Raw genomic sequence first — 23746 nt, forward strand, 5'->3', positions numbered from 1 at the left:
ATCTACAGAACCGGTCCCTACGGGAATCGAACCCGTCTTTTAAGATTGAGAATCTCATGTCCTAACCGATAGACGAAGGGACCAATGAATAAAAAAATTCCCCAGGGAGGATTCGAACCCCCACAAGCAGAACCAGAATCTGCGGTGCTACCATTACACAACCGGGGAATAATGAAACAAGAATATATCATCAATCAAAAAAAAAGTCAATAAGCCCTGTTGAACCTTTTGCACCTTATCAAATTTTTTTTTAAGAAAAGAACTTGCCTATTTGCCGGCATTGTTGTATAGTAATTACATGAAAAACTCAACAACACCTAAACGTTCCGAGATCGCCAAGAGCGACAAATGGAATATTGAATTACTTTTTAAGAATGACAAAGAATGGGAAGCGGCTCTTGCTTCCATTCCGGAAGGCGGAAAAGAGATCTTAAAATATAAAGAAGCTTTTTCCAAGCCTGAAACAATCGATGCGGCAACCCTGCTTGCCTGCCTAAAGGCTTCAACAGGAGTTGATAGAATTGCCGAAAAGGTCGGAAACTATGCCTTTTTACAAAAATCTTCAAACGAGGGAGACCCCGAAAACATCAAACGGCTAAGTAAATACATGATGACCGTTACGGAACTTTCGGCTGCGACCAGCTGGCTCATGCCCGCCATCATGGAAATCCCTGAAGAAAAAATCCGTTCATGGATTGATCCTTCAAGTCCCACCGGAAAGGATTTTGCCGATTTTAAGGTTTCCTTGGAAAAAACCTTGCACCTAAAACCCCACACCCTTTCAGACAAGGAAGAGAAGATTTTAAGCCTTTTAAGAGAGCCCCATGGCACGCCGAGCCAAGCCTTTTCGGTTCTAACCAATGTAGACTTTGATTTCGGTACTATTACCACAAAAGAAGGCGATATAAAACTAACTCAATCTTCTTATTCAAAGTTTATGCAAAATCCCGACAGAGCTTTGCGCGAAAAGGCCTATAAACAGCTTTACGGCACATACGGTGCACATAAAAACACAATCGCAAGCCTGTACACGGGACAGGTTCAGCAAAATGTCGCCCTTGCAAAAATACGGGGCTATGCTTCTGCCAGAGAAAAATCCCTCTATGTAGACAAGGTGCCTACAGCTGTTTATGACAACCTCATAGACACCATTCACAAGAATTTAAAACCCTTACATAAATTCTACAGTCTATTAAAAAAACATTTAGGACTAAAAGAGCTCCGGCACTACGATGTATATATGCCCTTAGTCAGCGAGGTAAAAAAAGTTACCCCATATAATGAAGCAGTCGGCATCATCACCGAAGCCCTCAAACCTCTTGGAGAAGAATATGTTAAAACAATCCGAAACGGTCTTTTAAACGGTTGGGTTGACAAGTATGAAAATGAGGGCAAACGCTCAGGAGCCTTTTCGGCAGGCGGATATGACAGCGATCCCTACATTCTTATGAACTACAAAGAAGATGTTATCCGTGATGTATTCACCCTTGTGCACGAGGGCGGGCACTCCATGCACTCATGGTATTCGGTAAGAAACAACCCCTACCCCTGCTACCACTACACCATCTTTGAAGCCGAAGTTGCCTCTACCTTTAACGAGGAGCTTTTATTCAGGCACATGCTTAAAACAAGTACCGACCCGAAAATGAGAGCCTATCTTTTAAGCGTTAGGGCTTCCGATATTCTTGCAACCCTCTACAGACAAACCATGTTTGCAGAGTACGAAAGAATTACTCATGCTCTTGTTGAAAGCGGAACGCCTCTCACAGTCGAAAATTTAAGAAGCGAATACAAAAAACTTCTGGAACTCTATTTCGGGCCGGAAATGGTATTCGAAGATGTAAGCGATTTGGAAGGGTTGAGGATTCCTCATTTTTACAGGGCATTCTATGTTTACAAATATGCGACAGGCATTTCGGCTTCGATGGCTCTTGCCGAAAGAGTTTGCTCAGGCGGAGATAAAGAACGCGAAGACTACTTTAAGTTCTTAAAATCAGGAGGCTCACGCTATCCGATTGAATCGCTAAAACTTGCAGGTGTGGACATGGCAAATCCGGCTCCGGTACAGGCAGCATGCGATAACTTTGCAAAGATCGTAAACGAACTCGAAAAAGCTCTTGAAGAATTAAAAAAATAAAACTAAAAGGCTTTAACAAAGATGATTAAGGAAAATGAAAATAATCCGCTTAATTCCGATTTGTTTAAAGCCTTTTTAAAAAAAGACCTTAACCGCTGTGATTTTATATCGCAGTGGTTAAGTGCTCACAATGTTCCCCACAGCATAGTAAACCTTGCACAAAAAAAACACATCATCATAAAATACCCTGCACAATTTTACGATAAGAACTTTAAAATGAAAACCCTTGTATCCCACTATGACAGAGCTCCAAATACCCAAGGTGCTAACGACAATTCAGCCTCTTGTTTTATCCTCATGAACTTTGCAAAAAAACTATGCTCTTACACAAAGCCTCACAACATAAAAATCATCTTTACGGATGGGGAAGAAGCAGGAGCCGCAGGCCTTAAAGAACAAGGAGCATACACTCTCGGAACAGGCTTAAAAAAACTTAAAATGGATGAGGACGATATCTTTGTATTCGACATGTGCGGAAGAGGCGATACCCTAATTCTCTCCCGTTCGGGTATTTTCGGACGGGATGAAGTAAAAACAAAGAAGCTGGACGAGCTGCATAAAAGGGCGGGTCTCTTTGCTCAAAGAGCTTGTCCCAATCAATGGCTTTCAATGCTGACGGCTTATAGCGACAATGCAGGCTTTATTGCCGCAGGCCTTTGTGCGCAGGTCATAACCGTTCTTCCAAGAAAAGAAGCCGAGACTCTTTTACACTGCCTCCCGAAAGAAAAACTCACCGGCCAAAACAAAACAGCCATCAGCGAACTCACGGAAATGGTAATAAAAAATCAAAAACCGCCTCAAGGTTCCCCCTTCGAAAAAATAATTCCATTTACATGGCAGTTAATGCATACCTCTGATGACATGATTGAAACTCTTAATAGCGAAGCCTTTACCCTCACCGAAAAATATCTTAACATCTTGACGGAGAATTACCGCTAAAATTTAAAACTACTTAACTACATCTTAAAAATCTTCTATAATAGAAGTATGAGCTATGAACCTCCATTTAAAATTACGTCAAAAGCTATAAATTTGATTTCTCAAATATCCGCAGATATGGAACGCTTTAAAATAAGACTTGAACAAGAAGACGGTGTAAGACTGCGTAAAATAAACAGGATGAAAACTATACAGGGGTCTCTTGCAATTGAGGGTAATACATTAACCGAAGAACAGGTTACTGCCTTAATTGAGGGAAAACATGTCATAGCCCCCATGCGAGAAGTTCAAGAAGTAAAGAATGCAATTAAGGTTTATGAAAAATGTATGACCTTCAATCCTTATAAAGAAAAAGATTTATTAAAAGCTCATGGAATTTTAACTATGGGTCTTCTCGATAATCCGGGACACTTTAGAAAAGGAGGAGTCTGTATAGCCGGAAAAAACGGCATAAGTCACATAGCTCCCCCTGCCGATCGCGTTCCATTTTTAATGAGCGATTTATTCGATTGGCTTAAAAATAGCGATTATCATCCCCTTATAAAAAGCTGCGTTTTCCATTATGAGTTTGAGTTTATTCATCCGTTTGAAGACGGAAACGGAAGAATGGGACGCTTATGGCACTCCAGAATTCTTGCAGATTGGAATCCTATATTTATTCACCTCCCCATCGAAAATATGATTTTAAAAAATCAAGCGGCATATTATAAGGCACTTGAGCAAAGCACGGATGAAAACGATTCAGGTATTTTTATAGATTTTATGCTTGAAATAATAGTCAAAACAATGAAAAACAGCCGCAAAAAAAGCACTGTAAATGATACTGTAAATGATACTGTAAATGATACTGTAAATGATACTGTAAATCAGATACTAAAATGCTTAAAAGCAAATCCTGAAATATCATATGAACAGCTAGCTGAAAAAATGTCAAAATCGAGGGCAACCATAAGCCGAAAAATTTCGGAACTAAAAAAAGCAGGTATAATCAAACGCATCGGTGCCGACAAAAACGGCTATTGGCAAATTATGGACGAAAAGCAGTTAAAAAATTGAGCCATGCAGGCTTCGAACCTGCGACCCACAGATTAAGAGTCTGTTGCTCTACCAGCTGAGCTAATGGCCCGTAAAACGAGATTTGATTATATAAAAATCTAAAAAAAAAGTCAATGCTATACCGGATAAAAATTGTTTTTTTCATATAGACTAAGGCTAAAAATAGTGATATTATCGAAAGGTATGTACGATATAATAATAATCGGAGCAGGGGTTGTAGGAGCCTGCATTGCACGGGAACTTTCCAAGTACGAATTAAAAATTGCCGTCCTCGAAAAAGAATTGGAATTCGGCTGCGGTACAAGCAAAGCCAATAGCGGAATTATCCACGGGGGCTATGATGCAAAGGAAGGCTCCTTAAAGGCAAAGCTAAATGTAAGAGGTAATTTTTTAGTGCGCAGCTTAAAAGAAAAATTGGATCTGCGCTTTAAACAATTAGGCTCTCTTGTAATCGCCTTTAACGAAGAAGATCAAAAAGAACTTTCCACCCTCTACGAACGAGGTTTAAAAAACGGAGTTGAAGGCTTGGAAATCTGGAACAGGGAAAGGCTTTTAAAGGAAGAACCCAATCTTTCAAAAGAAGCCTTGGGAGCCCTCTACTGCGGAACAGCCGGAGTCATCTGTCCCTTCGATATGACGGCAGCCTTTATGGAAAATGCCGTAATAAACGGAGTTGACTTTCTTCCCGAAAACGAGGTCACCGCAATTGAAAAAGAAAACGAAGCCTATACAATCAAAACCAAATCAAGCAAAACGGAAGAAAAAAGTTTTAAAACCAAGCTGGTGATAAATGCAGCGGGACTTTACTCCGATAAGATTGCAAAGATGGCAGGAGATGAAGATTTTAAAATTCTCCCCCGCCGCGGGGAATACCGCCTCTTCGATAAAAGCTATACCAACCTTGTAAATCATATATGTTTTCAGGCCCCCTCAAAGATGGGAAAAGGCATCTTAGTTCTTCCCTCCTATCATGGGAATTTTTTAGTCGGCCCTTCAGCAGAAAATATCGAAGATGTTGAAGACACTTCCGTTTCAGCCCAAGGTTTGGCTCAGGTAGAAGAAAAGGCTCTAAAAACCGTACCCTCCCTCAATTTTAAAAACACCATCCGTATTTTTGCAGGAGTCAGGGCAAGGCCCGATACGGGAGACTTTATGATATATGCTTCAAAAAATTCCAAAGGAATTATACACGCAGGCGGAATCGAATCACCGGGGTTGAGCTCGGCTCCCGCCATCGGAGAATATGTTGCAGAGCTCGTAAAAAAAGAAGCCGATGACTTAAAAATTCCCTTCAATAAAAAGAAAAACTTTAACGAAAATCGAAGAGCAATCAGACATTTTGCCGGCCTTAGTGCAGAAGAACAGGATTCTCTTATAAAAGAAAATCCGCTCTACGGCCATGTTATCTGCCGCTGCGAAACCGTAACCGAAGCCGAAATCGTTGAGGCCATTCACCGCCCTGCGGGAGCCCGCACGGTTGACGGCATAAAAAGGCGGGTACGCCCCGGTTCGGGAAGATGTCAGGGAGGCTTTTGCGAGCCCCATGTGCTCCAAATTCTTTCAAGAGAATTAAAAATCCCTATCGAAAAAATTCAAAAGGACAGAAGAAATTCTCCGATTGTTTACGGAAAACTAAAGGGCGGTGCGGAATGATAAACATAAACGATAAAAAAGATTGCAGCAATTGCAAGAACGAATACGAGGTCGCCGTTATAGGCGGAGGCCCTGCAGGTTTGGCGGCAGCCCTCGAAGCCAAAAAAAACGGAGCATCTTCCGTTCTTATAATAGAAAGGGATTTTGAACTCGGCGGAATCTTAAATCAATGTATCCATGCAGGCTTCGGCCTTCACGAATTTAAAGAAGAATTAACCGGCCCCGAATATGCAGAACGCTTTATAAACATGGTAAAAAAAGAAGACATAGATATCCTCCTCAATACAATGGTAATAGACTTAACAAAGGAAAGAGAAATTACTTTCATCGGCGCACAAGGATTAAAAAAAATAAAAGCAGGGGCTGTCGTACTTGCTATGGGCTGCCGAGAACGCACGGCAGGAGCTATCGCACTAAAAGGTTACCGCCCATCCGGCGTTTTTAATGCAGGCATGGCCCAACGCCTTATTAACATCGAAGGCTTTTCTGTCGGAAAAGAAGTAGTAATCTACGGCTCAGGAGATATCGGTTTAATCATGGCCCGCCGCATGACCTTGGAAGGAGCTAAGGTAAAGGCTGTTGTCGAAATCATGCCCTACTCAAGCGGCCTAAACCGTAACATAGCCCAATGCCTTGAAGACTACGGTATTCCGCTTTTTTTAAGCCATAGCATATCCTGCGTCCACGGAAAGGACAGGGTTACAGGAGTTACAATAGCCCAAATAGATTCTTCCTTTAAGGAAATCCCCGGAACCGAAAAAGAATTTTCCTGTGATACGGTACTCCTTTCCGTAGGCCTAATCCCCGAAAACGAACTTACCCAAAAGGCAGGCATTGCTCTCAATCCGATAACGAACGGAGCCTTTGTCGATAACGGAATGGAAACCGAAACAAGCGGAATCTTTGCCTGCGGAAATGTTCTCCATGTTCATGACATTGTAGACTTTGTCACAAAAGAAAGCAGAACTGCCGGAAAAAACGCAGCCCTTTTTGCTCAAAAAAATAAAAAGGGTGAAAGCACGGAAAACAAATTCGGCACAAATACCTCCGGCTCCGCTTTTATTAAAACAATAGCTAAAAAAGGAATCCGCTACATTGTTCCAAATAAAATAAATACGGGGAACATCGACGGAGCATCCCTCTTTATGAGAGTTGACTCGGTTTATAAAAATGCCCGCCTGATAATCAAATCGGGTGAACAAATTCTTGCACAAAAGAAAACAAGTCAGATGGTTCCGTCCGAGATGATAAACATTCCCCTAAACTTTATTACTTTAAAGGGCTTAACACAAGACATAACTGCGGAGGTAATTTTAGATGAGTAGAGAATTGATAAAAGAAAAATTTACATGTGTGTCCTGTCCGCGGGGCTGTAAACTTTCGGTATTTAAAGAAGAGTCGGGAGAAATTACCGTTACAGGAAATTTATGCAAGGGCGGCGAACTTTACGCGATGCAGGAAATTAAAGACCCTAGAAGAAACATCAGCTCTACCGTAATAATCGAGGGCGGAGTTCTTTCCTCCCTTCCAGTAAAAACCTCAAGTCCAATTCCTAAGGCCTTAATCTTCGATGTAATGAAAGAAATAAACACCGTCAAAACTCAGGCTCCTAAAAAGATGGGCGATGTGATAATTGAAAATGTACTGAACACAGGAATAGATATAGTCGCAAGCCGCTCAGTAAGGGTAAAAAATGGAAAGGCCGATTAAAATACATGAGGGAACTTTTTATTACTCAAAGCATAAGGTTTTTCAAAATCTTAATATTGAAATCCTTGCACAAAAAGTTACCTGTATTTTAGGCGAATCGGGGGCCGGAAAAAGCACCCTCTTAAAAATTATTTCAGGGAATCTTGAATTAAAATCGGGAAGAATAGAAAACCGGCCGGCTCGCGGAAACTATGCAATGGCCTATCAAGACATGCGCCTTATTCCTCATCTAACTGCCGTAGAAAATATAGAATATGTTTTGAATTCAAAAAATTCTTCAAAACTTGAAAATAAAAAAAGGCTTTTTTTTATTTAGAAGCTTTAGGCCTTTCCGGCTTTGAAAACTTTTTACCCGCCGAGCTTTCAGGAGGAATGCAAAGGAGAACAGGGCTTGCCAGAGCGCTAAGCTATCCCGCTCCGCTTCTTCTTCTCGATGAAGCATTCGATTCCCTCGACGAAAAAAATAAGTACAAGGTTGCCGATCTTTTTTTATCGATTGTCAAAAAAGAAAAGCGCACCGCAGTCTGCGTAACCCACGATGCACCCTTTGCAAAAAAAATCGCCGACAAGATAATTGAGATATAAGCCTTACCTAAAATTATAAAACTCATCCATACCAATTATACTTGACTGCCTATTTTTATTCTGTTATAGTTTTATTATGTCAAAAGAAACTGTAAAAATATTATCGGTAGAGGACAGCGAGGATATAGCCTTCGGTATAAAAGAGTATTTATCCAAAAGAAATTTTGAGCTTACTCTTGCGGATAGTATTGCCCAAGCAAAAAAAAGGTTAAACGAAGATTTCGACTTGATAATTTTGGATATCAATTTACCGGATGGAGACGGAAGAAATTTTCTTAAATATATAAAGACTGAGACGGATACTCCTGTAATTTTTCTAACGGTAAAGAACGATGAAAAAAATATCGTAGAAGGGCTTGATCTTGGAGCTGAAGATTATATTACAAAGCCCTTTAAGCTTTCAATATTACATTCAAGGATAAATGCGGTTTTACGCAGAACAAGACATTCCTCAAATGAAATAATTGTTTTAGGTGAGTATAAACTGGATAAAAATCAAAAAAGACTTTTTAAAAACGAAAAAGAAATCGAATTAAGCTTGCAGGAATTTACTCTTATGCTCTTATTTATGGAAAATGCAAATCAAACCCTTACCCGGCCCCGCCTCTTAGAATTAATTTGGGATTCAAAAGATAATTTTGTAAACGACAATACCTTGACTGCAACCGTAAGGAGACTCAGGCAAAAGCTGGACGAACCTCTATTAAAAACAATTCATGGAATAGGCTATAGGTTTGAATTATGAAAAGATTTTATACCAAAACCGGCATTTGCTTTTTATTTATAATTTTACTGTTTGTAAATTTTTTTATAATTTTTATTTATAAAATAACCGAAAAAAATTTTATTTAAGTTTAGCACAAATAATCGGAGCAAGCAGCTCAATAGATGATAGTATAAATAGTGAAAACAGCACACCCGATAATCAAGATAAGTCCATTGAAAAAATTTTACTTTCAAGCTTAAAAACTAAAGACAAGACTAAAGAAGACAAAGGAAAAGAAATTTTAAGAAAACACGGATACATCAAAAGTTTTATTATTTTTAAAAATAAAGTTTATGACCTTTTTTTACTTTGCGGCCTATCCTCAATAATAACGATTGCCTTGTTTTTAGTTTACAACCGATACCAAAGTAAAAAATTAAAAAAAAGAATATCTTCTATTCTTTCTACGGCAGAAAAAATTAAAAAAGGAGATTATAAATTCTATAAGGAAAAAGAAGATGAATTTTCTCTATTGGAGGATTCAATATATAAGAGCCTTATTCTTTTGACTGAAACCCGTTTGACTGCCTTAAACGATAAAGAAGAATATAAAGAAAACCTTGAAAACATAGCTCATCAACTTAAAATACCTATTACTTCAATAAATTTAATGCTCGAGCTTTTAGAAGATAATAAAGCCGATACAAATATTTTAAAGACTGCACATTTTCAAAAAATAAAAAAACAAATTACCCGTTTGGAAAATTTAACTGAGGTGCTTTTAAAACTTGCCCGCCTTGATTCTGGAAGTATTGAAATGAAAAAGGAAGTATTTTTACTTGAAGAATGTTTAATCCATTCTATGGAAAGCATCGAAGATAATTTAAGAATAAAAGGCCTTTTACCTCAACTGAGTTTAAACGGAATTAAAATAAAGGGAGACTTTTACTGGCTCTCCGAAGCCTTTTTAAATATAATAAAAAACTTTTCTGACCTTTATCCCAAAGTAAAAAATATTTCTATCTCTGCAAAAGACAATGCAGTTTATACCCAAGTTTCTTTTGAAAATGACGGGCCTGAAATACCGGCTCCCGACTTAAAAACCATCTTCCGCCGCTTTTATAAGGGCCAAACAAATGAAGGCAACGGCTTCGGCATAGGCCTTGCGATGAGCCAAACTATCTTAAAAAAACACAATGCCGAAATCCGAGCCGAAAACACAAATTCAGGTACGGTTTTTATTGTTAAATTTTATAAAGAATAAGGGACATCTTACAAAAATTTTCTCAGATTTTTAGACCTAACAAATATTTTTTCCATTTGTCACAAATTTATCACAATTATAAATTATTATAAGCAGTAAAAAAAATACGGATTATATGGCATATTGATAATCAGGAGGACTTATGCAGATATTAAAAACTGAAAATTTGACTAAGATTTATAACAATCAGGTGAGGGCCTTAAACGGCGTAAGTATTTCAATCGAACGGGGAGAATTTGTTGCAGTAATGGGCTCAAGCGGTTCGGGGAAGTCAACTCTTTTACATATCTTGGGAGGAGTGGATAGGCCCACATCCGGTACGGTCTACATAGACGGAGAGGACATTTCAGCCTTAAAAGAAAAGGACTTAGCTCTTTTTAGGAGAAGAAAGATAGGCCTTGTTTACCAATTCTTTAATTTGATTCCCAATTTATCTGTAAAAAAAAATATTCTATTGCCCATCTTACTTGATAAAAAAAATCCGGATCAAAATTATTTTGATGAAATAATTTCGGTATTGGGATTAAAAGAAAAACTGAATTCTTTTCCAAGTGAGCTTTCAGGAGGACAGCAGCAAAGAGTTGCCATTGCACGCAGCTTAATTTACCGCCCTTCAATTCTTTTAGCAGACGAACCGACGGGAAACTTGGACAGAAAAAACAGCGATGAAATTATCGGCCTATTAAAATTATCGAATAAAAACTATAAGCAGACAATTATTATGATAACCCATGACGAAAGAATTGCCTTAGAAGCCGATAGAATTATTAAAATCGAAGACGGAGAAATTTTATGAGCATTATCAGAGAATATACTTCAAATTATGTAAAAGTAAACAGAAAAAGCGGTATTGCTTTATTTCTTTCTATCACTGCAGCCGTAGTTTTAATAAACGCTTATATCTTTTTTGTGTACAGTGTTTTAATGGATTCTTTTAAGGCAATAAAAAAAACAAACCCTTGGGATGCTCAAACCTATGAGATTCCTATGAGCAAGGTCGGTATAGTAGAGCAAAACCAAAATGTAAAATCCATAAGTCTTGAAGGAGCGGCTTATTGCGGTAAATTAAAAGAAGACAAGTCAAATAACTATATTTTTATCAGGAGCGGAGATAAAAGATATTGGGATGATTTTTCGGGTGATGAATTTATAACGGAAGGAAGGCTTCCTCAAAACCCTAACGAAATAATTGTAAACAGCTTTTTTTTAAATCAAAATCCGAATCTTAAAGTCGGGGATACAATAAAACTGAGCTTGGGTAAAAGAATGTACAAGGACAATGAACTTTTAGCCTTTGACTCTCCCATAAGCGGAGAAGAGTTTATCGAAAAAAAAGAAATCTCTCTTAAAATATGCGGTTCCTTTTTAAATTTTCCCGGCATAAACCAAAGAGCATCAATGGGATTTTATCTTTTTGATTCTGCCTCATTAACAAAAGATGAAACCATTGCCGTAAATATTTTTTTAACTTCCAAATTAAATGCTTATAAAAAATTATTTGAAATTACTGAAAACTTAGGATTTGAGCGAAACAAAGACGGAAGCTATAAAATTTTTATAAATACTCCGCTTTTGGATATGTACGGAATAAAAGATCCCTTACGCAAGGGGCGTTCCGAAATGGAAAGTTTAATTTTAAAATTTTTAATAGGACTCATTATTTTAACCCTCATCTTTGTTTATCTTATCTACAATATTTTTGAAGTTTGGGCAGCAAAGAGAATTAAACAGATAGCCATGTTAAAAAGCATAGGAGCAGGAAAGGGACATATTTTTAATAGTATCTTATTGGAAGCTGTATTGTTAAGCATTCCGCCTATCTTGACCGGTATTCTTTCAGGTATAGGTTTTAATATCTTTTTGTTTAAGCAAATTAATAAAATTGCAAATTCAGCTATGGCAGAAAACACCGATATTTTTTCGATGCCTCAATACGAATTCGGTATTTTACCGATTATTTTTGTTATAATATTTTCTTTTCTTACGGTACTCATAGCTTCGCTTATACCGGCTGTCAGGCTTTCAAAAATAAACATCATAGACTCATTAAAAGGAAATATAGAAGAATCAAAAAAATATAAACGAAAAGTTTTTACCGATGGAGCTTGGGAAAAAGAAAACCGCAAAAATAATTTTAGAACATTTAGAGGCACGAGCAATGCAATTTTTATCTCATATATTTTACTCTTCAGCTTATTGACTTTAATTACCGTAAATTTTATTCGAGAAGACCATAAATATTATGAGTCAAAAGATGAGATAAAACTGAGCTATTGTTTGGTAAATGAAGATGAACAATTCGACTGCTCCGCTAAAAATATTTTTTATCCCATTCAAAACAGAGAAGAGTGTTTATCTTCTTACTATTATGTATCTTTAGATTCTTGGTTCATTTGTTCCGATGAAAATATTTCCGCTCAGTTTAAAGAAGAGTCTTGGTTTGAACAAAAACATCAGGGAAGATATTTTTGGAAGGAAGGTAAAAGTAAAAAACTTAATGCAAAGATATACGGGCTTGACAATGAGACCTTTAAAAAATTTTTAACTTCTATAGGGGAAGATGAAGCTTCCTATTATGCGGAAGATTCTTATAAGGCAATTCTTGTAAACCGTGTACAAAAGGATTGGCGCATTCCATATAGAAATTCACAATTTATCCCCCTCCTCGATTCAAACATAAAAGAAATACATTGTTCCTTACAAAAAAAATTAGAGCCTTCTACGGAATCTCAAAAAGAAGATAGTTCTAAAACTCAAGTTCCGATTCTTATCGGAAAAACCATAAGCGATACCGATTTGATAGAAACAAAGGTTCCGCTCTATTCCGTTCTTTTAATCTTACCGATTGAAAAGGCTGAAAAACTCCGCAAGGCTCAAATTGCCTTTGATAAGGAAAACGCAGAATTTTTTCGAGACGGTCTTTTATATTCTCTCTTTTTAAAAACGGAAAAAGAAAATATAGTCCCTTTACGGAAAACCATTGAGCAGATAATGAAGTCCGCCCTGCGAGGAGAAAATATATATTGGCAGTCAGACATTTTTATCGAAAAACTTTCAGCTGAGAGCAGCAATAATTTTTTTAAAGCTGTTTTTTTCTCATTTTTATTTTTGGTGCTGCTTGCAGGCTGCATAAACAGCTATTCTGCAATTATGCTTAATTTAAGAACACGAAAAAACGAGTTTGCAATTTTAAGATCTGTCGGAGCCGATTCAAACATAATCGCAAACCTTTTTTATAAAGAGGCTGCCGGATTTTTAATCAAACCGCTCCTAAAAGCTCTTCCATTCTTTTTAGGGATTGCTGCAATCTTTATTATCAGATTTGATGAAGTTTTTGTTTTAAATTTTTTACTTTCATTTAATTGGGGCTTTTTCTTATTTTACAGTTTGTGCTTAAGCGCCTCGATTATCAGTTCATACCATTTCGGCAAAAAAGAAGTTACAGGAGGAGAAATAATAAGCGAGATAGATAAGTTTTAAGGTCAAGATTCTCGGGCAAGGAGTTTAGAATAATTTATAAACTCCTTGCTCTCATATTTATCTAAAAAACATTCCAATAAATTCGTCTTTTTCGATTGCACCGAAATAGGCTTTTAAATCGGTTTCTGCAAGTTTTTTGCTCACGGCATTTTTTTCGTATTCGCAGCCTTCCAAGAGTTTTTCAATTTCGGCAACATCCTTTGTACCGAAAAAGTCTCCGTGAATTTTTAAGCCGGAAATCTTTGCATTTTTAATGTTAAAAAACACCTCAATGCTTCCTATGGGGAACCTTTCATAGTGGGAGTATTCGGCCTTGGGAGAAGCTCCATAGTTCCATTCTTTAAGGGAAAATCTTTCGGCATATATTTTTTTTACACCCTCAAGCTCCGAAGCGGAAAGTTTGTATTCTACAGGTTCTTGACCTTCAAGTTCAAAGATAGCTTTTAATAATTCGGCCTTAAAATCCGAAACCGAAATATCCCGCTTTAAGTGGGGCTTTATATTTGTAACCCTGGCCCGAACGCTTTTTACGCCCTTTGATTCAAGCTTTTCTTTACGCACATTAAGAGCTTTTGAAAGTTCTTCCAAGCGGACATCAAAAAGAATACAGCCGTTACTCAAAACCCTGCCCTGCCAAACAGACTGTGAAGCACCGATACATTTTTGTCCGTCGATAGTAACATCATTTCTGCCGGAAAGCTCCGCCTTAACGCCGATTTTTTCCAAAGCATTTATAATCGGAATATAATAGCGTTTAAAATCAATCGTTTGATTTTCCTTTGTTTTTGCAACAAAAGAAAAATTTAAATTACCGAGGTCATGATATACGGCCCCGCCTCCGGTTATGCGGCGGACAACCTTAAGATTATGTCCTCTCACATAGTCATCGTTTACTTCCTGATAAGCATTTTGATTTTTACCTATAATTACGGCAGGCCCATTCTGCCATAAAAAAAAGTATTCATCGTTTTCAAGCGGCAGATGCCTAAAACAATATTCCTCAAAAGCCAAATTATATTCAGGATCATTTGAATAAGTTTCTAAGTATTTCATAAAAGCATTATACAATAAAATAAATTTTTATTCAATATGAGTATCCAATCCGATTATCTTACCTCTATTCAAAAATGCCTCTCCCTATCCCTGCCTGTTCCGTTGATTCATAATCATAAAACTTTTAAACCTGAATTTGTTAAAATTCCTTTTACCTATAAAATAAGAAATCAAAATAATAAGTAAAGAAACAATATAAACCGCAAGAAGGAATAATGGATAATGCACTCTTTCAAAAAAAGATTTTATAAATTCCAATTTAGGTAAACCTGAAATAATCGTCATAGATATTGCCGGAAATAAGCCGTATCCTACAATCATGATAATAATAAATCTTAGAAGGCCGCCTTTAATGGATAAGGCCGATAAGATCATACTAAAAGAAATTATAAGGGGAAACAACACAAGCCCTATAAAAATCATAAATTTAATGTCCCCTATAGGAATGAAAATATTTATTAAAAATAAAATGAGGCCTAAAAACATAAGTGCAAAAAAAGAAGTAAGAATCGAATAAATAAGTTTAGCCTTAAAAATATCTTTTCCTCTTACAGGCGTTAAGATAAAAATCGAAATTTGATCATATAGACTAAGTTGATTTATGATAAGGCCATAGCAAAAAAATATTAGCCCTTGAAAAAACAATATCCTCATTGCCTGCGGTATTGAGATAAGCAGACCGACAATCATTTCGATAAAACCAATTAAACAAAAAATTCCGCCCAACATAAAATTTACACTATTAATAGAATTAAATATAATCGCCCTTATTTTTTTCATCTTAGATTTCTCTCCTTATATAAAAATACATAATATCTTCGAGGCTTGCATCTTCGCAAACCATTCCGCCAAATTTTTGATCGTCTTTATCCGAAACCAAAACCTCATAAGCATAATCCGTTCTTCTATGACCTATATAATCATTACTATACAAAGATTTAAAAGCCTTTTCATCTATTTTTAAAAGACCGTAATTTTTATAAATATTTTCTAACGAAGAATCGAAAACTTTTTTGCCTTTACTTATAAAAACAATTTCATCGCAAATTTTTTCAAGCTCATTTGTTTGATGGCTCGAAATTAAAATCGAATGATTTCCATCAAGCATAAAATTTCTTATAATATCCAAAAAATCTTTTTTGGAAACGGGATCTAAAAAATTAAGAGGCTCATCTAAAATCAAAAGCTCTGCCCCGTGGGAGAGGGCTATAGCAATTTGAAGTTTTTGCATAGTTCCCGAAGACAAGGCAGTCAAAAATCTTGAAGGAGGAATTTTAAAATCGCTTAGATATTTTTCATAAAGAGCCTGATTCCAATTTTTATAAATTCCCGCTAAAAATTTTCCTGCCTTTTTAGCCGTATATAATGGAGAAAAGAAATTATCGTTTATAACAAAGCCTATCTTTTCCTTTATTTCTATATTCTCTCTTTTAAGTTCCTCACCAAAGAGGAAGATTTTTCCGCTTTCAGGCAAGTACATATCAAGAAGGAGGCGGATAAGAGTAGTTTTCCCTGCACCGTTTTCTCCTATCAAACCCGTAACGCAGCCCCTCGGAACCGAAAAAGAAATATCGTTTAACGAAAAAGCCTTTTTACCGTGTCCTATCGAAAATTTAAGTTTTTCGATTTTTAATACATCATCGGATATCATAAACACCCCCTATAAACCTAATAAATACGCCTAAGGATTTCATATAAATCCTCAGCATTTAAATTAATTTTTTTTGCTTGACCGCAAACTTCTTTTAATTTTTCTTCAATACTTTTTTTTATTGATTTTTCAATCTTTTTAAAATTTACATCGGCAACAAAATACCCCTTCGCAGGAACCGAATACAAAAAGCCCTCGCGGGCCAAGTCTTCATAAGACCGCTTTGTAGTGATGACGCTCACACGCAAAGATGCCGCCAAAGCCCTCATCGAAGGCATCGGCTCCTCTTTTTTTAAAGCGCCTGATAAAATCTGATTTTTTATCTGTTCTGAAAGCTGCTCATAAAGAGGAACCCCTGAAGAATTATTTAAAAAAATATTCACTCTTACTCTGCCTCCTGTTATTCTGTATATATTAAATATATACAGAATAACAATCTTTGTCAAGAGGGAAATTGAAAAAAGATACATTTTAATATAAAAATTTAAAGTTACTTAAAGACAAAAATCTTGACATTTTTAATAATGTTTGTCATAATCTACCTTAAAGTATGATAGAACTTAAAAATATTGACAAAACATATAAACCACAGGAAAGAAGATTCGGCCTTTTAGGTATCGTAAAAGATATGTTTAAACCCGATTATTCTGAAGTTAAGGCTTTAACGGATATTTCTTTTAAAATTGAAAATAATGAAAATGTTGCGATAGTCGGCAAAAACGGTTCGGGAAAATCAACCTTAATAAAAATTATTTCGGGTATTTTGCGGCCTACGAGCGGCGAAATCTTATTCAATCATAAAAACATCTATGAAAATCAAAAGGAATACAAACGGAATATCGGCGTCATCTTTGGTCAAAGAAGCCAGCTCTATCAAAATATGATTTTTAGAGAGTCCTTAGAGCTTTTTAGACTTATCTATAAAATTGAAAAAAACGAAGCAAATAAAAGACTTAACACTCTTATTGATTTATTTAAACTTGAAAATCTTTTAAAAAAGCCGATTAGAGAAATGTCTTTAGGACAAAAAATGAAGTGCGAAATCGCTTTGGTTTTGTTTCATAATCCTAAAATCCTTCTTTTAGATGAGCCGACAATAGGCTTGGACCTTGAAGTAAAAGAACAATTTTATAATCTGATAAAAACTTATAAACAATCTAATGATATTATTTTAATTTTAATTTCCCATAATTCAGATGATATAATCAATTTATCTGAAAGATTATTGGTTTTAAACAACGGAAAATTACAAGAAGATATAAGAACTCATGAATTTATAGAAAATTACGATAAGTCTAAAATTGTTACACTTTTGTATAAAAAGCATATTAATTTAACCGAAAAACTACAAAGCAATTTTAACATTATAGATAAAGATCTTCAAAAGAACAGTATTTCGTTTGAAGTTGAAAAACAGACTACAATGGAAGAAATTTTTAATTCTTTAGATGATAAAGAAAATATTTATGATATAAAAATTGAAAATGAAGATTTTTCTAAAATTTTATTAAATTATTATAAGGATAAAAAAACGGAATGAAATATTTACTGGGAATTATTTCTTTAAATATTAAACAGCTCTTATATTTTAAAATATCGGCTGTTTTTTCTATATTCTCCTTGTTGTTTTTATTTTTAATAAAATCTTCGGTTTGGTCTCAAATAGGAAATGCGGACTATATTTCTTATTTTTCAATTATAACTATAGTCAGTTCTTTTATCAGCGTAAATACGGATAGATATTTTCAAACGATTTATCAAACCGGTTCTATTTCCTTTCTTTTATTAAGACCGATTAATTTCGGCATTAATATCTTTTTACAAGATTTTGCAGCAGCTCTTACAAGATTTATATTAAAATCCCTGCCCTTGCTTATAGTTTTAATTTTATTTTTTGATGTGAACATCTATCACGGCATCATAAACTTATGTTTATTTATTTTTTCGGTTTTTTGTGCATATTTATTTAATTGGTTTACGGCTTATATTATCGGTTTATGCGTATTTTTTTATGGTAACAATGAAGGCTTTATTCAAATTAAAAATATTTTATTTTTATTTTTTTCAGGTGCATTGATTCCTTTTGATTTTTTTTCCTGAAGTTTTGCAAAAAATCTTAAATTATTTACCGTTTAAAGTACTGTATCAAATTCCTATTGAGGTTTTAAATAACAGCAATTTAAAATCATTTAATTTAATATCAAAACAATTATATTGGATATTCTTTCTTTTGGTGTTTACCTGTATTTTTCATAGGACGGCAATAAAAAAAATAGAGATAATGGGCGGATAAATGAATTATTGTTATAAACTTTTGGTTTTAAAAATAAAAGAACAGCTTTCTTTTAAAAATGATTCTATTTTATGGTTAATTGTTAGAGCCTTAAATTCCATAATGGGAATATTGGTTCTTGTTTTTATTTTTAACAAAACTCTTGAAATAAAAGGCTTTAATAGAGAAGAGTGTTTGCTGATTTATTCTTTATATACAATGTCAGTCGATGTTTTTTATTGCTTTTTTGCTTGGACACTTTGGTATTCAAATACTTATATACTGCAAGGTAAATTAAGTTTGGTATTAAAACTTCCTGTTAATCCTTTTTTATATATTACCTTTGATAATTTTGCTCTATCCGAAGTCTTTGGAATTATTACCGGTTTATTAATTTTTATATATTCGGCTCATACCCTAAATTTAGGCATAATAACTATCTTATCTTTATTCTTATTTTTAAGTGCAGGAACTCTCGGCATTATCGGCATATTTTTGATAGTTTCATCTTTTTCTATAAAATATCCTAAAATAGAAGAAGCTTTTTCACCCTTAATGGATATGCTTGATTTTGCTCAATATCCCATATCTATTTATAGTGCGTTTATTCGATTTATTCTGACATATATATTTCCTGTTTCGATGATAGCATTTTACCCTGCGGCTTTTAGTTTATCTAAATATTCATTTAATATTAAATTTATTCTTTTACCGATATATTCCATAATTATATTTATAATCGGATATCTATTATTTATAAAAAGTATAAAAAAATATGAAGGAATAGGGTTTTAGGAGAAACACAATGAAGACATTTATGATTATTTGGTTCGGACAATTTATTTCGATGTTAGGTTCGGCTCTTTCTGCCTTCGGACTCGGAATATGGATTTTTCAAAAAACGGGGAGTGCAGCATCCTTTGCAATGAGTGCAGTATGCACGGTATTACCGGCTTTATTGTTTGCCCCTTTTGCAGGTTCAATTGCCGATAGAAAAAAACGTAAGGCTATTATTCTTCTTACTGACAGTATCGATGCCTTTTTAAAAATTTTAATAGTTACCCTTCTCATCTTTAACAAACTTGAACTCTGGATGGTCTACCCGTTGGTATTTATTTCAGGGACATTGGGCACATTTCAAAATCCGGCCTTTGGCGCATCTATCCCCATGCTTGTACCTACCGATAAGCTTACACGAGCTAACGGACTTTTACAATTTTCATCTGCAATACAAAATTTATTAGCTCCTGTTATCGCAGGCTTTTTATATCCGCTGATAGAATTAAAAGGATTATTTATCATCGACTTTGTTTCATTCTTTTTTGCTTTAGCTTCCATTGCTTTTATAAAAATACCTCAGCCATTAATTGAAAAAACAAAGGACTCTTTAGTTTTAGCGGCTCTTAAAGATCTGAAATACGCATGGAAATATCTTATACAAAAAGAAGGCTTAATGCAGCTGATAGTTTTTTTTGCTTTTTTAAATTTTATTGCAAACCTTTCAATGATTTTGTTAGGCCCGCTTATGATGAGTGTTTACAACTCTCAAGCTTACGGTAATGTACAAGCCGGTATAGGCCTTGCCATGCTTTTAGGAGGACTTTGTTCAAGCCTCATCCCCGATACTAAAAATAAAATAAAACGCATTCTTTTAATATTATCCTTGTGCAGCATAGGTCCTATAATTTCAGGAACAACACTCAACCGGATTATCATTACGGCCGGCTTTTTTATCTTTATGTTTCCCGTTCCCTATGTAAACACCCTCCTCATGTCTATTTTTCAAATTAAGATAGAAAGAAATGTTTTAGGACGAGTCGGAGCCCTTATGACTGCCATTTTAGCGGCAATTACACCGATTGCATATCTATGTGCAGGCCCCCTTGCCGATTATGTTTTTGAACCTCTTATGAATGAAAAAGGCAGAGGTATAGGCCTCATCTTTATTATATCTGGAATCTTGCTGATTATAAGCTGTCTTCTCATGCGTTTAAACAAAACCGTAACAAGTATCGAAAAAAGACTGCCCGATTATGGAGACAATAAATAAACTTCTCTAAAATTAAAAAAATACTTTTTAGCTGGAAAAATTTTAATACCTGTGTTACAATTATTTTATGATCTAGTGGATAATGCTTTAGATCCAATATTTTTTATGGAGGAAATTGAATGAAACGTATTAAAGTTTTTTCGGCAATGCTTATCATTTTAATGCTGATAAGCCCTGTGTTTGCCGAATCCACACCTGTTCCGGGATTGAGCTTTTTTAAACTTGACAACGGTTTGGAGCTCTTCGTACTCGAAAACCATGCAGTGCCTCTTACCCGTATTCAGGTTACTTTTAGGTGCGGTGCCCTTACCCAAACACCGGAAACTTGCGGCATTTTCCATTTATATGAGCACATGCTCTTTAAAGGAAATAAAAAGTATCAAACAGAAACTCAATTTGCTGCAGCCATGACGGAGCTGGGTGTAGCAGGCTGGAACGGAGGAACTTCCACCGAATATGTAACCTACTACATAACCTTACCGTCCGAAAAAACCGATAAGGGCTTGGAGTTTTGGTCTTATGCAATGCGCTATCCTCTTTTCGATAAAGAAGAACTTGAAATCGAAAAAGATGTAGTATGCAACGAAATCAACGGAAACAGGGCTAATCCGGGAGTGCCTATTTCCGAAACTTTAACAAAAAGAATGTTTTCAAAATATCCGTGGAGGCGTGATGTCGGAGGATATGATGAGGTCATCAGAGCTGCAACGCCCGAAATGCTTAAAGAGATGCAAAAGACTTATTATATTCCCAATAATGCGGCAATCTTTGTTGCAGGTGATGTAAATCCTAAAGATGTTTACGATGAAGTAAAAAAATACTACGGCGATTGGGAAAGAGGTAAAGACCCTTGGAATCCCATGCCTGATCCTCAAGCTTTCCCTGCTATAAAAGAACCGCTTTATCTCGTATATCCGGATCCCAGTTTCTATAAAGGTATGGTTGTTTTTTATATGTACATGAGGGGACCGGATGTAGTTAGGGAACCCAAACCGACTTATGCAGCCGATATTTGGGGCTCGCTCTATGGGCTGCCGGCAGGTAAATTTAAAAAGAATATCTTTGAAGCCGTTCCAAGTCTTTATGAAAAAGATCAGACTTGGGCAAATTATTATACCCAAAGGGATGGAGGTCAAATCAGCTTCGGCACAGTAGCCTTTGTTGATCTTTCAAGTCCGACGGGAAAACGTGCTAAAGATTTTCAAAAAGCAATCTATGCCGAAATCGAAAAAACAAAGAATGATGCCGCCTATTTTGAAAAAAAAGAATTTGAAATTGTAAAAAGCCAATTAGAAGACGCTGAAATTTTAAACTTGGAAAAACCGGATGACTTTGTTGAAACTCTATCTTTTTGGTGGTCATCAGCCTCTGCCGATTATTTTTTCAATTATCTTAAAAATATGAATAAAGTAACGAAGGCCGACATCGATTCATTTTTACAAAAATATATTTTGGAAAATCAGCCGATTATCATTGTAAGAATGAATACCGAAGACTACAAAAACGAAATAGAAGCATTTAAACAAGAAAATTTTGATCTTATAACCAGAGAAAATTGCTTTTGGTGGGGAGATAAAAAATGAAAAAAAAGATATTTATTACACTATGTATAATTGTATTGTTGTTTTCATGTAAAACAACTCCGCCTGCTCCGAAGATTGAGGGACTTGAAACTGCAAGCAGTTTTATGAAGTCCAATGTTCCCTTGATAAGCGAATACAGCTTGGATAACGGTATCAAGGTAATTGTAAAAAAACAGGATACCAATAGAATCTTCACGCTGAACGTTGTTTACTCAGGCGGACTTGCCCTTATTCCGGAAGGAAAAGACGGTTTGGAATCCCTAACCTTGAGTATGATGCTTCGGGGCTCAAAAAAATATTCTTATGAAGACATAAAAAAAATATCTTCAGAAAACTCAAGTGCTATGAGCGCAAATACAGGTATAGATCTTTCATGGCTCAATTTAACAACAATAGATAAATATTGGAATCAAATGCTCGATGTTTTTACCGATTCGATTATGAATCCCGTCTTTGATGAAAAAGAATTAGAGCTTGTAAAGAAAGCGGCTTTGATGGATATTAAAAAAAGAATGAGCGATCCTTATGATTTTACCGTAACAAAGCTTCACGAAAAAACTTTTAAGGGTCATCCTTATTCTATCGAAAAGGACGGAACGGAAAGCTCCGTTTCGGCTATGAAAATCGAAGACTTAAAGCAATGGTATACAGAAAAACTTACAGCCGACAGAATGTTCATCGTTGCAGTCGGAAACTTTAAGCCCTCAAGCCTAATTGCACAATTAAATAAAACCATAGGCAAAATTCCTGTAAAGCAAAATGAGATACCTGAAGTAAAAAAGCTTGACATAAAACAAAATCTTTTTACGGAAGCCTTTGAGGAGTCTAAGGGGATTGCTTACATAAGAGGCGACTATATAATTCCGCCCGTACAATCAAAAGATTTTACAACATTAAGATTTACTTACACAATCTTAAACGAACTTCTTTTTGAAATTGTAAGAACCCAAAATGCAGCCTGCTATTCGGTATGGACAAACGCACACGGATTTAATTCAACTTACGGCTCCCTTGTTGTCTTTAAATCGGATAAACCTACAAAAGCAAAGACAACCTTTGATGAAGCGATTGCAGTATTAGCTTCAGGACAAACAATTAATCTAAAGGGGCAGGGAATAAAATCAGGCGAAGGAAGCGTAACACAATCCAGCGGAAATACTTATGCACCCATTGCCGAAAACCTTGAAGCCTATAAATCCAAATTTATCAATGGTTTTTTCGGGAACCAACTTACCAATTCGGATGCAGCAGCTCAAATTATGTACAGCCAAGCTTATTATGGAAATCCTTATGAATATTTAAAAATGATAGACAATATAAATGCAATTACATCTGAGGATATAATAAGGGTTACAAATGATTATATAGTAAACGGAAAGGTTAGCTGGATGGTAGTTGCCGATAAAGAAACATTGTCAAAACTGGATAAATCCAAGTTTATGAAATTTACCGGGAACATAAAAAATAAAAACGTTAAGGTAATCCAAAAACCTTAATTCAAAATTAAAAGTCGAGACCGATTAAAAGATTAAAAATCTTTATCGGTCTTGATTTTTAATATCCTTAGTATTATACTAAACGATAACAAATTAATTTACAAATAAAAT

Annotated in this window: 19 protein-coding genes, 3 tRNA genes and 2 pseudogenes; 17 read left to right on the forward strand and 7 right to left on the reverse strand. The window is 35.5% G+C overall.

Annotated elements, in window-relative coordinates; all coding sequences use genetic code 11:
• Positions 1-11: 11 nt before the first annotated feature.
• Both JO40_RS03165 and JO40_RS03170 read right to left on the reverse strand, forming a co-directional pair.
• Positions 12-83: transfer RNA gene (locus JO40_RS03165), tRNA-Glu, on the reverse strand.
• Positions 84-97: 14 nt separating this feature from the next.
• Positions 98-168 (reverse strand) — tRNA-Gln (locus tag JO40_RS03170).
• Between the two features lie 130 nt (positions 169-298).
• Between JO40_RS03170 and pepF the strand changes: the two genes are divergently transcribed.
• The 3 genes from pepF to JO40_RS03185 are packed head-to-tail and all read left to right on the forward strand — an operon-like array spanning position 299 to position 4132.
• A complete protein-coding gene (pepF, locus tag JO40_RS03175) occupies positions 299-2137 on the forward strand; it encodes an oligoendopeptidase F (protein WP_044977900.1) in 1839 nt (612 codons plus the stop codon).
• Positions 2138-2158: 21 nt separating this feature from the next.
• Positions 2159-3076, forward strand: a complete 918-nt coding sequence (locus JO40_RS03180) for a M28 family peptidase (RefSeq protein WP_044977902.1) — start codon at positions 2159-2161, stop codon at positions 3074-3076.
• A 48-nt stretch (positions 3077-3124) separates the two neighbouring features.
• Positions 3125-4132: a Fic family protein gene (locus tag JO40_RS03185; RefSeq protein WP_044977905.1), complete on the forward strand. Its 1008-nt coding sequence runs from the start codon at positions 3125-3127 to the stop codon at positions 4130-4132.
• Here the strand turns inward: JO40_RS03185 and JO40_RS03190 are convergent.
• A tRNA-Lys gene (locus tag JO40_RS03190) sits at positions 4130-4202 on the reverse strand. The two genes, JO40_RS03185 and JO40_RS03190, sit on opposite strands and share 3 nt — an antisense overlap.
• A gap of 113 nt (positions 4203-4315) precedes the next feature.
• Between JO40_RS03190 and JO40_RS03195 the strand changes: the two genes are divergently transcribed.
• The 8 genes and pseudogenes from JO40_RS03195 (at position 4316) to JO40_RS03230 (ending at position 13530) form a co-directional block, all read left to right on the forward strand.
• Entirely contained in the window at positions 4316-5785 is a 1470-nt protein-coding gene (locus JO40_RS03195) for an NAD(P)/FAD-dependent oxidoreductase (protein ID WP_044979685.1), read from the forward strand.
• A complete protein-coding gene (locus JO40_RS03200; RefSeq protein ID WP_044977907.1) occupies positions 5782-7110 on the forward strand; it encodes an NAD(P)/FAD-dependent oxidoreductase in 1329 nt (442 codons plus the stop codon). The genes JO40_RS03195 and JO40_RS03200 overlap by 4 nt, the downstream gene beginning before the upstream one ends.
• On the forward strand, positions 7103-7495 hold the full coding sequence (locus JO40_RS03205) for a DUF1667 domain-containing protein (protein ID WP_044977909.1): 393 nt from the start codon (positions 7103-7105) through the stop codon (positions 7493-7495). Before JO40_RS03200 ends, JO40_RS03205 begins: the two co-directional genes overlap by 8 nt.
• A pseudogene (locus tag JO40_RS15155) lies at positions 7479-8080 on the forward strand (ATP-binding cassette domain-containing protein). Before JO40_RS03205 ends, JO40_RS15155 begins: the two are co-directional and overlap by 17 nt.
• A gap of 76 nt (positions 8081-8156) precedes the next feature.
• Complete coding sequence (locus JO40_RS03215) at positions 8157-8825, forward strand: response regulator transcription factor (RefSeq protein WP_044977911.1); 669 nt, start codon at positions 8157-8159, stop codon at positions 8823-8825.
• Positions 8826-9186: 361 nt separating this feature from the next.
• Positions 9187-10050 (forward strand): sensor histidine kinase, encoded by an 864-nt coding sequence (locus JO40_RS03220; RefSeq protein WP_245608977.1) that lies wholly within the window; start codon positions 9187-9189, stop codon positions 10048-10050.
• A 142-nt stretch (positions 10051-10192) separates the two neighbouring features.
• Entirely contained in the window at positions 10193-10846 is a 654-nt protein-coding gene (locus JO40_RS03225) for an ABC transporter ATP-binding protein (RefSeq protein WP_044977917.1), read from the forward strand.
• The gene (locus JO40_RS03230; protein ID WP_044977919.1) at positions 10843-13530 is read left to right on the forward strand and encodes an ABC transporter permease; all 2688 of its coding nucleotides are present in this window, start codon (positions 10843-10845) and stop codon (positions 13528-13530) included. Before JO40_RS03225 ends, JO40_RS03230 begins: the two co-directional genes overlap by 4 nt.
• Before the next feature lie 57 nt (positions 13531-13587).
• Here the strand turns inward: JO40_RS03230 and JO40_RS03235 are convergent, their stop codons facing one another.
• The 4 genes from JO40_RS03235 to JO40_RS03250 all read right to left on the reverse strand — a co-directional run bounded on the left by JO40_RS03235 (position 13588) and on the right by JO40_RS03250 (position 16704).
• Positions 13588-14583, reverse strand: a complete 996-nt coding sequence (locus JO40_RS03235; RefSeq protein ID WP_044979686.1) for a lipoate--protein ligase — start codon at positions 14581-14583, stop codon at positions 13588-13590.
• Between the two features lie 84 nt (positions 14584-14667).
• The gene (locus JO40_RS03240; protein WP_044977921.1) at positions 14668-15363 is read right to left on the reverse strand and encodes a hypothetical protein; all 696 of its coding nucleotides are present in this window, start codon (positions 15361-15363) and stop codon (positions 14668-14670) included.
• A gap of 1 nt (position 15364) precedes the next feature.
• Positions 15365-16234, reverse strand: a complete 870-nt coding sequence (locus JO40_RS03245; RefSeq protein WP_044977923.1) for an ABC transporter ATP-binding protein — start codon at positions 16232-16234, stop codon at positions 15365-15367.
• Between the two features lie 17 nt (positions 16235-16251).
• Positions 16252-16704, reverse strand: a complete 453-nt coding sequence (locus tag JO40_RS03250; RefSeq protein ID WP_084224509.1) for a GntR family transcriptional regulator — start codon at positions 16702-16704, stop codon at positions 16252-16254.
• 80 nt (positions 16705-16784) lie between these two features.
• Here JO40_RS03250 and JO40_RS03255 point away from each other — a divergent pair, with 80 nt between their 5' ends.
• The 6 genes and pseudogenes from JO40_RS03255 to JO40_RS03280 all read left to right on the forward strand — a co-directional run bounded on the left by JO40_RS03255 (position 16785) and on the right by JO40_RS03280 (position 23635).
• Complete coding sequence (locus JO40_RS03255; protein WP_044977925.1) at positions 16785-17774, forward strand: ABC transporter ATP-binding protein; 990 nt, start codon at positions 16785-16787, stop codon at positions 17772-17774.
• A pseudogene (locus JO40_RS03260) lies at positions 17771-18527 on the forward strand (ABC transporter permease). Before JO40_RS03255 ends, JO40_RS03260 begins: the two are co-directional and overlap by 4 nt.
• On the forward strand, positions 18528-19301 hold the full coding sequence (locus JO40_RS03265) for an ABC-2 family transporter protein (protein WP_044977927.1): 774 nt from the start codon (positions 18528-18530) through the stop codon (positions 19299-19301).
• A gap of 10 nt (positions 19302-19311) precedes the next feature.
• The gene (locus tag JO40_RS03270; protein ID WP_044977928.1) at positions 19312-20556 is read left to right on the forward strand and encodes an MFS transporter; all 1245 of its coding nucleotides are present in this window, start codon (positions 19312-19314) and stop codon (positions 20554-20556) included.
• A gap of 119 nt (positions 20557-20675) precedes the next feature.
• Positions 20676-22139, forward strand: a complete 1464-nt coding sequence (locus JO40_RS03275; RefSeq protein WP_044977930.1) for a M16 family metallopeptidase — start codon at positions 20676-20678, stop codon at positions 22137-22139.
• The gene (locus JO40_RS03280; RefSeq protein ID WP_044977933.1) at positions 22136-23635 is read left to right on the forward strand and encodes a M16 family metallopeptidase; all 1500 of its coding nucleotides are present in this window, start codon (positions 22136-22138) and stop codon (positions 23633-23635) included. The genes JO40_RS03275 and JO40_RS03280 overlap by 4 nt, the downstream gene beginning before the upstream one ends.
• The last annotated feature ends 111 nt before the right edge of the window (positions 23636-23746 follow it).

The organism is Treponema putidum (genome assembly GCF_000755145.1).
GTDB classification, from domain to species: domain Bacteria; phylum Spirochaetota; class Spirochaetia; order Treponematales; family Treponemataceae; genus Treponema_B; species Treponema_B putidum.

Coding starts and splice junctions, on each gene's coding strand:
- JO40_RS03270 (WP_044977928.1), top strand. CDS start 19,312: ATGAAGACATTTATGATTATTTGGTTCGGACAATTTATTTCGATGTTA.
- JO40_RS03185 (WP_044977905.1), top strand. CDS start 3,125: ATGAGCTATGAACCTCCATTTAAAATTACGTCAAAAGCTATAAATTTG.
- JO40_RS03235 (WP_044979686.1), bottom strand. CDS start 14,583: ATGAAATACTTAGAAACTTATTCAAATGATCCTGAATATAATTTGGCT.
- JO40_RS03250 (WP_084224509.1), bottom strand. CDS start 16,704: ATGTATCTTTTTTCAATTTCCCTCTTGACAAAGATTGTTATTCTGTAT.
- JO40_RS03240 (WP_044977921.1), bottom strand. CDS start 15,363: ATGAAAAAAATAAGGGCGATTATATTTAATTCTATTAATAGTGTAAAT.
- JO40_RS03195 (WP_044979685.1), top strand. CDS start 4,316: ATGTACGATATAATAATAATCGGAGCAGGGGTTGTAGGAGCCTGCATT.
- JO40_RS03280 (WP_044977933.1), top strand. CDS start 22,136: ATGAAAAAAAAGATATTTATTACACTATGTATAATTGTATTGTTGTTT.
- JO40_RS03215 (WP_044977911.1), top strand. CDS start 8,157: ATGTCAAAAGAAACTGTAAAAATATTATCGGTAGAGGACAGCGAGGAT.
- JO40_RS03205 (WP_044977909.1), top strand. CDS start 7,103: ATGAGTAGAGAATTGATAAAAGAAAAATTTACATGTGTGTCCTGTCCG.
- JO40_RS03275 (WP_044977930.1), top strand. CDS start 20,676: ATGAAACGTATTAAAGTTTTTTCGGCAATGCTTATCATTTTAATGCTG.
- JO40_RS03230 (WP_044977919.1), top strand. CDS start 10,843: ATGAGCATTATCAGAGAATATACTTCAAATTATGTAAAAGTAAACAGA.
- pepF (WP_044977900.1), top strand. CDS start 299: ATGAAAAACTCAACAACACCTAAACGTTCCGAGATCGCCAAGAGCGAC.
- JO40_RS03200 (WP_044977907.1), top strand. CDS start 5,782: ATGATAAACATAAACGATAAAAAAGATTGCAGCAATTGCAAGAACGAA.
- JO40_RS03180 (WP_044977902.1), top strand. CDS start 2,159: ATGATTAAGGAAAATGAAAATAATCCGCTTAATTCCGATTTGTTTAAA.
- JO40_RS03245 (WP_044977923.1), bottom strand. CDS start 16,234: ATGATATCCGATGATGTATTAAAAATCGAAAAACTTAAATTTTCGATA.
- JO40_RS03255 (WP_044977925.1), top strand. CDS start 16,785: ATGATAGAACTTAAAAATATTGACAAAACATATAAACCACAGGAAAGA.
- JO40_RS03265 (WP_044977927.1), top strand. CDS start 18,528: ATGAATTATTGTTATAAACTTTTGGTTTTAAAAATAAAAGAACAGCTT.
- JO40_RS03225 (WP_044977917.1), top strand. CDS start 10,193: ATGCAGATATTAAAAACTGAAAATTTGACTAAGATTTATAACAATCAG.